The sequence below is a fragment of the Calothrix sp. CBUCES-K 9914 genome (assembly GCF_059640475.1).
This window is the reverse complement of the sequence record NZ_JBXXZH010000337.1, coordinates 1-6,477: the sequence shown is the minus strand read 5'-3', so window position 1 is coordinate 6,477 and position 6,477 is coordinate 1. Positions and strand designations below refer to the sequence as shown.

At 35.2% G+C, this 6,477-nt stretch carries 8 protein-coding genes and 1 CRISPR repeat array; of the genes, 7 read left to right on the top strand and 1 reads right to left on the bottom strand.

Annotated elements, in window-relative coordinates; translation table 11 throughout:
* The first annotated feature begins 373 nt into the window (after positions 1 to 373).
* From AC2JBO_RS40325 to AC2JBO_RS40315, 3 genes are all read left to right on the top strand, one after another.
* Positions 374 to 622, top strand: a complete 249-nt coding sequence (locus tag AC2JBO_RS40325; protein ID WP_496959250.1) for a CTB family bacteriocin — start codon at positions 374 to 376, stop codon at positions 620 to 622.
* Positions 623 to 957: 335 nt separating this feature from the next.
* The gene (locus AC2JBO_RS40320; protein ID WP_496959249.1) at positions 958 to 1,179 is read left to right on the top strand and encodes a hypothetical protein; all 222 of its coding nucleotides are present in this window, start codon (positions 958 to 960) and stop codon (positions 1,177 to 1,179) included.
* A 199-nt stretch (positions 1,180 to 1,378) separates the two neighbouring features.
* Positions 1,379 to 1,879, top strand: a complete 501-nt coding sequence (locus AC2JBO_RS40315) for a peptidoglycan-binding domain-containing protein (protein WP_496959248.1) — start codon at positions 1,379 to 1,381, stop codon at positions 1,877 to 1,879.
* A gap of 350 nt (positions 1,880 to 2,229) precedes the next feature.
* Here AC2JBO_RS40315 and AC2JBO_RS40310 read toward each other — a convergent pair whose 3' ends face one another.
* Positions 2,230 to 2,421: a hypothetical protein gene (locus AC2JBO_RS40310; RefSeq protein ID WP_496959247.1), complete on the bottom strand. Its 192-nt coding sequence runs from the start codon at positions 2,419 to 2,421 to the stop codon at positions 2,230 to 2,232.
* Positions 2,422 to 2,607: 186 nt separating this feature from the next.
* Here AC2JBO_RS40310 and AC2JBO_RS40305 point away from each other — a divergent pair, with 186 nt between their 5' ends.
* From AC2JBO_RS40305 to AC2JBO_RS40290, 4 genes are all read left to right on the top strand, one after another.
* Positions 2,608 to 3,150 (top strand): HD domain-containing protein, encoded by a 543-nt coding sequence (locus AC2JBO_RS40305; RefSeq protein WP_496959246.1) that lies wholly within the window; start codon positions 2,608 to 2,610, stop codon positions 3,148 to 3,150.
* Positions 3,151 to 3,287: 137 nt separating this feature from the next.
* Positions 3,288 to 4,037, top strand: coding sequence for a nucleotidyltransferase family protein (locus AC2JBO_RS40300; RefSeq protein WP_496959245.1), 750 nt, complete (start codon positions 3,288 to 3,290; stop codon positions 4,035 to 4,037).
* 197 nt (positions 4,038 to 4,234) lie between these two features.
* Positions 4,235 to 4,564 (top strand): hypothetical protein, encoded by a 330-nt coding sequence (locus AC2JBO_RS40295; RefSeq protein WP_496959244.1) that lies wholly within the window; start codon positions 4,235 to 4,237, stop codon positions 4,562 to 4,564.
* Positions 4,565 to 5,090: 526 nt separating this feature from the next.
* Positions 5,091 to 5,720 (top strand): hypothetical protein, encoded by a 630-nt coding sequence (locus AC2JBO_RS40290; protein ID WP_496959243.1) that lies wholly within the window; start codon positions 5,091 to 5,093, stop codon positions 5,718 to 5,720.
* Positions 5,721 to 6,044: 324 nt separating this feature from the next.
* A CRISPR array of direct repeats spans positions 6,045 to 6,446; the repeat unit is 39 nt; unit sequence ACTAACAATTATTAATAATCCCTTTCAGGGATTGAAACT.
* Between the last annotated feature and the right edge of the window lie 31 nt (positions 6,447 to 6,477).

Here is a 6,477-nt window from a genome sequence, read left to right as displayed (position 1 = left end):
GCGTATTCTGATGAGAACTCATAACCAGTAGATGTTTTGCGTAGAGCGGCGCCTGAAAGCATATACACATGAATATAAAACTATATATTAGTATATGCGATGCTGAACAGGTGCCTGTAATTTTCAAATACCCAAGTATTCAAGTACTTAGGTATCTATGAGAAATGGCACCTGCCATATCATAGATATAAAGCAGGAAAACAGGCGCCTTATCCAACCAAAGTATGACCATGAATAGTTGGAGAAATAATCAATCACAATCCAAACTTTATTCCGATGTATTTAACTAACCTAAATTCCTATTATGTACACATAGCAGCAAAAGAACACTGCTTCAAACAAACATAACGGTTATATTAACGGAGATAAAACAATGACTAACGAAATTAACACCAATGCAGTTGAACTATCCATCGATGAACTTGATACTGTTGCAGGTGGCTTGGCTATTACATTAGGTGATGTCGGTGGTTTTACATCAGATGCAGGTAACACTTTTTCACAGAAGAATTTGGCTGTAGGTCAACAAACCTTCGCAGGTCCCGGTGGTAGCTACACTGGTTCCGTTACCAACTTTCAAGAGATATTCAGCAAAGCTGGTCAGTCCATCGCTGCTAAATAGAAGTGAATTTAAGGCGCCTGTCTAAATATCTACTATCTATATAGATGTACATAAAACTTATTGCTTGCTATTACAGAAATATCAGGCGCCTTCAATCTACTGGCTTGTGTGTTCCCTATTTATCTTGGTGTTGTTCTACAATTTAATACTAAAGTTAGGCGCTTGTTATTATGTAGCTTTGTGGTGAGGACTATATATAATAGGTGCCGTGACTTATATATTGACATGATTGCTACATAGTTATTAAATTCAGATAAAATTTATTCATATCCAAAGGTAGCGAGTGGTGCCTGTTCGTGTATCATTATCACGGCGCCGTTCAATAGAGCAACAATATGGAAGTAGTATTAGATGAAAATACACCAGCAGAAGTTATTCGAGAGTTAGCAGTAAAAGAAAAATCAGAATTCTTGTACTGGATGTATGAAGCTGACCCATGCTTGAAAGAAATGCCGCCGCAATATGAAAAATCAAAAAGTATTCTGCGTGCGATAGCTAAAAATCCTAACACGCCACCGGATATATTAAAAGAATTAAAGGCTTTATGTACTAATTAGTGATGCCATAAATCAATTAGGCTGTATGTAATTGCTAATTGGTGATTTTGATCAACGGCGCCTATATCCGTAAATCACATACTTATATCCACTTTTATAAATCTAACAGAATGTAGAAAAATATTCAGATTGTTTCCGTAACTCTCGAAACCTTCCATGTAGACATTGGTGTAAGCAACTACATTAAACAATAACTAATATGCCTACTACATTTGCTACTCTTCAAGTTGGTTCAACTGGCGCCGCTGTTCGTAATCTACAACAAGATTTGACTATTCTCAAGTATTATACAGGCGCCGTTGATGGTGTATTTGGCGCCAAGACTAAGGATGCTGTTATTAAGTATCAAAAAGCTAAGAATTTAAGTGCTGATGGTATTGTTGGTTATCAGACTGAAGCTGCTATTGAACAAGATGTTTGGGTAGCAAAGCGACCAGTACTAAAACAAGGTTCAACAGGTCAGGAAGTTAGAAATATTCAAGGTTTATTGTACAATTCTGACACCGATTATGGTATTACTACAATTGATGGTGTGTTCGGCGCTAATACTCAAGCTGGTGTCATCAAATTTCAAAAAGCTAATAATATAACTCCTGACGGTGTAGTTGGCGCCACTACTTGGAGAGTAATCTCTCAACGAATGGCTTTTGATATGTCACCTGAGCAAATCGTTTTAAATGGTATTTTTACAAACGCTTGATACTATTACTAGTGGTGCAAATATTTAAAATCTAACCTAATAATTTCACACCATTAATAAGAGGATGTACATGGTACATCCTTTTTTTTAATTATCCAGACAGGTTGTAAGAGGGTATGTATAATATACACCCTTTTTGCAATATTAAACTGGCACCTATTATTTTGATTCATCTAAATAACAAAATGAGTATAATTATTGGGCGCCTACAGATGAACTAAGAAGTATATTTATAGACGCAGAACAATTGATTTTACTACCATATACTACGTAGACGAGTGGCAATTATACGAAGCAATTAGCACTCAACTAACAGCATAAAGGCTAATACATAAAACGTCAAAAGCGAATTATCCTATTTGCTCTAACCACTTCCTGCCTGTACTTTCTGCCGCGCGCGCTGAATAATAAGTCTTCTTCTCACCATATACGGCGCCGTCCTGACTCAATATTCTGAATTGCCAAGAGTGAGCAGGCGTATAAAACACCATCAACATATAACCATTGATGTTTGTAACTGTCTCTATAACTGTTCGACTCATGCGGGGTATTTTAAAGCAGGTAACTAATATATCCCACATTGAGATAATACTATTATTTTTTGCTCTAATCACCAAAGACTAATATCGGCTTGGTTACAAGCCAAATATCATTATATAAGTATAAAAGATAGCATAGAATATTTAGTTTATACTTATGGAAGAAGATTTAAACAGGCGCCTGTCTCTATGAATTTAAATTGGTCACAGGAAAGTTTCATTAAAGCTTATAAGTTCGCTGCTAGAGCGCATCAAGGGCAATTATATCCAGGTACGGAAATATCCTACATAATGCATTTAAGCTTTGTAAGCATGGAAATAATCGCTGCCTTAAGTATAGAGCAATGTAATGGCGACTTGGCGGTTCAATGTGCAATTTTACACGACACCATAGAAGATACTGATGTAACATTTGAACAATTAGAAGCTGAGTTCGGTTTGTCTGTAGCCAGCGGTGTGCAGGCATTGACAAAGGATAATAATTTACCGAAACACCTACAGATGTCAGATAGCTTACAAAGGATAAAAGAACAACCACTCCTAATATGGATGGTCAAACTTGCTGACAGGATTACCAATTTACAGGCGCCACCACATTACTGGAAGCAAGATAAAATTATTCAATACAGAGAAGAAGCTATTTATATTTACGACAGTTTGAAGGATGCAAGCGAGTTTTTAGCTTCTAGGTTAGCTAGTAAGATTGAAAACTATAAGAAATATATACAATGAGTGGTAAGTGGCGCCGAAGAATGCTAGGTAAATATATAGTGTTGGTGCCTATCCAAGTACTTAGACATTTAAGTATCTAGATATTTATAATAATCGGCACCTTCAGTTAAAAGCAGTTGTGTTAGAAAAACAAATTTATGTCTAATAAATATCTTAACAAAATAATTAAAAAATATTCTGTAGATAGAAATGATTATATACAAGTATTAACGAAAATTCAAGAATTAATTAATAAATGGACAGATGGAAATTTAAACCATGCAAAATTGTGTGGTTCTTTTCTGAAAGGAACAGCAATATCATTAAACTTTGAAATTGATATTTTATTATCTTTAAATTCTCTAAATTCTGAGACACTCCCTGAAATACAGAATTCACTATATAATCATTTAATCAACGCTGGGTATAATCCTTACAACAAGAATATATCAATTGGTGTTATAGTTGATAATTGTAAATTTAACTTAATCCCAGCCTGTCAGGACTCTCAATCTAGAGATAGGCACATTATTTATAAAACAAAAACTAATTCTTATATCAAAACAGATTTATCTAAGCATACTAACTATGTACAAGATTCTTTTCGGACATCAGAGGTTAAACTTATTAAAATATGGCGAGAGCTACATAATCTCAATTTTCCGTCCTTGTATCTTGAATCACTAGTTCTCAAAGGTTTAAAAAAAAGTAGATATAAAGAGCTAGAATCAAACTGTGTAACAATATTTTCTTTTTTAGTTAATAACATAAAAAATACAAAGTTTATGGACATAGATAATTATAGCAATGTTCTTTCGGATGATTTAAGTATATATGAAAAAGTACGATTAGCCCATCAAGCACAAATTTCTTATGAGGCTGACGCTTGGGAAGAAGTTGTTTGGTGATTATATAAATAGGTTGCAAGATTTTCCTTGAAACTCTCTTCAGCAATCGGTGCCTATTTATAAATCCTTAAATAGTATTTGCGCCTAATCAACTGAACATGAAGAATTACCTATATTTGATAAAGATACGTGCCGGCGCCTTGTATGTGAATCATTATCAAAGCTAGAACAGAGAAATATTACAACTCTTTTAAATTATGCAACGGTTTACAAAATTGTTTGTCGGTTTTCTAGTTCTAGCTGCTTCCAGTCCTGTACTTGCACAACAGAAGTACGGTTATCCAATAATTAAAAGCCCTGAAACTCCTAACTGCTACATGGTTACGGATGGTAGCTTAAAGCTTGACTTGATGAGGATGTGCGGACAAGTTACACCTGTTACACAACCAGTCGGCGCCACCGTTACTAATACCAGTGTCGGAAATGTCTCAAGTAGCGGTGGTAACTGCGACTATTCGTACCAACTGGATTCAGCAGGTAGAAGATGCGGTGAGCGTGCGGCTGATAAACGACCGGGTGGCAAATAGAAAACTTTGAACTGGGCATCAAGGTTTATAGTAATTAAATTGTAATGTTGGCGCCTGTCTACAATTGTGAACAATTTCATATGTACGCTTAGTATACGCCGGACTCACATACAAATTTAGTAATATATACGGTGTAATATTCAAATAAATAGTAAAAAATATTACAAAACTAGGCTACTGAAACCGCTATATAATAAAAGTATAATTATTGGGCGCCTACAAATGCTTCAACAACCGTTACTCTTAGCATTGTAATTGTATCTGTGAAGGCGCCGAACAATTAACTACACATCACCCATTATGTGTTCTTCATGGCAATTACAACATGAAGTGAGCAATTAGCACTTCTAAGAACACAACAAGGAGAAGTATAAAAGCTTGTACTTAAAACGTCAAGAGTAGTCATGTAAATTATTTTTTGTATTTTCTAATAAAGGCTATAAGCAAAAACTTATACTACCGAATGCACAATAAAAATTGTACTTACGAGAGTTAAACAATACCAGGTAGTAAAATAAAAGTAAGTATGCTCAGAAGCTTGTTGAGTACGGTAAGCAAGTACTCTAAAGGCAATAATCCAACTGATAAGAGCGATAATAATATCCCACAAGTATCTACAGCTAAGGAATTAATTGAAAATCAAGTATCCAATGCAAAAGAATCATTAGAAGCCCAAGTATCTGAAGCTAGGCAAAAAGTAGAAACACAAGCATCCCAAACTACTAACTCTGTTAAAGAAAGTATATTTGTTTGGTTTTGGAACATTCACCGCCAAGTATCTAATTTTTTCAATTCGCTTGGGCGCCTGCTAAGAAATATAATTATATTTTTACTTGTTATTTTATTTTTAAGTATCACAATCAAAATTGCTCAACCTGCTGTAACAGCAATGTTTTTGTGTAGGGACGTTCCCTCTGGGGGAGAACCATGTCGCTTAAGGATTCCTTTCACGAATGAAAATCGCCCTAGTGGTCAGCGTAGTTGTGATTGTCCTTATGATAGAGCTATTAATTACTCTGTTTGTGGTGGTCGTTCTGCATATGCTATTCCTGGTGGTTTAGAACCTGTGTGCTACATAGGAGAAAAATATTCTCGCCAAAAATGGTACCACAGTTCTGAAACCAGTTACATTGATAGAGAGCGTGCGGGAAGGTAATGAGCCGACTTGCTTGTTGTCACGTTTCCTCGTAGGCACCGTATATAATATAGATATACTGATTTTTCAAGCAGTACCGCGAACCACTGGGTGTTTTTTAAGCCTCATTCAGATTTATGGCTGAAACACTTATTGAGCAAGACTTTAAAGCATTTTACATATTTATGAGGTTCGCGGAAACTCTGAAACCTTTGTCATATAATTATTTCAGGTATTTTGTCCTATGCACTTCTTGACACATCGATCCCTAGAACGCTATCTTTACTTTAGGTTCGCGGAACAGCACCTTGAAAACCGAATACAGCAACAGTCTGGGTGCCAAGCTCTAACAATTATTAATAATCCCTTTCAGGGATTGAAACAAATACCTCCTTCCATAGATACACAAAACACCGAAATCTAACAATTATTAATAATCCCTTTCAGGGATTGAAACAAAGAAGAAAAGGAGTTAGTTTGTGATGTCTAGTGACTAACAATTATTAATAATCCCTTTCAGGGATTGAAACTATAAGTTTGATGTGACAAGTTTGTATCCACATATTACTAACAATTATTAATAATCCCTTTCAGGGATTGAAACTGAAGATATTGAAGATTTGCTGTGTAGTAATGAACTAACAATTATTAATAATCCCTTTCAGGGATTGAAACTCAACTCCGGTGATGAAACAAAAGATTTAATTGACTAACAATTATTAATAATCCCTTTCAGGGATTGAAACAACGCCGCAATGCCCAAAGTAATATTTACAAT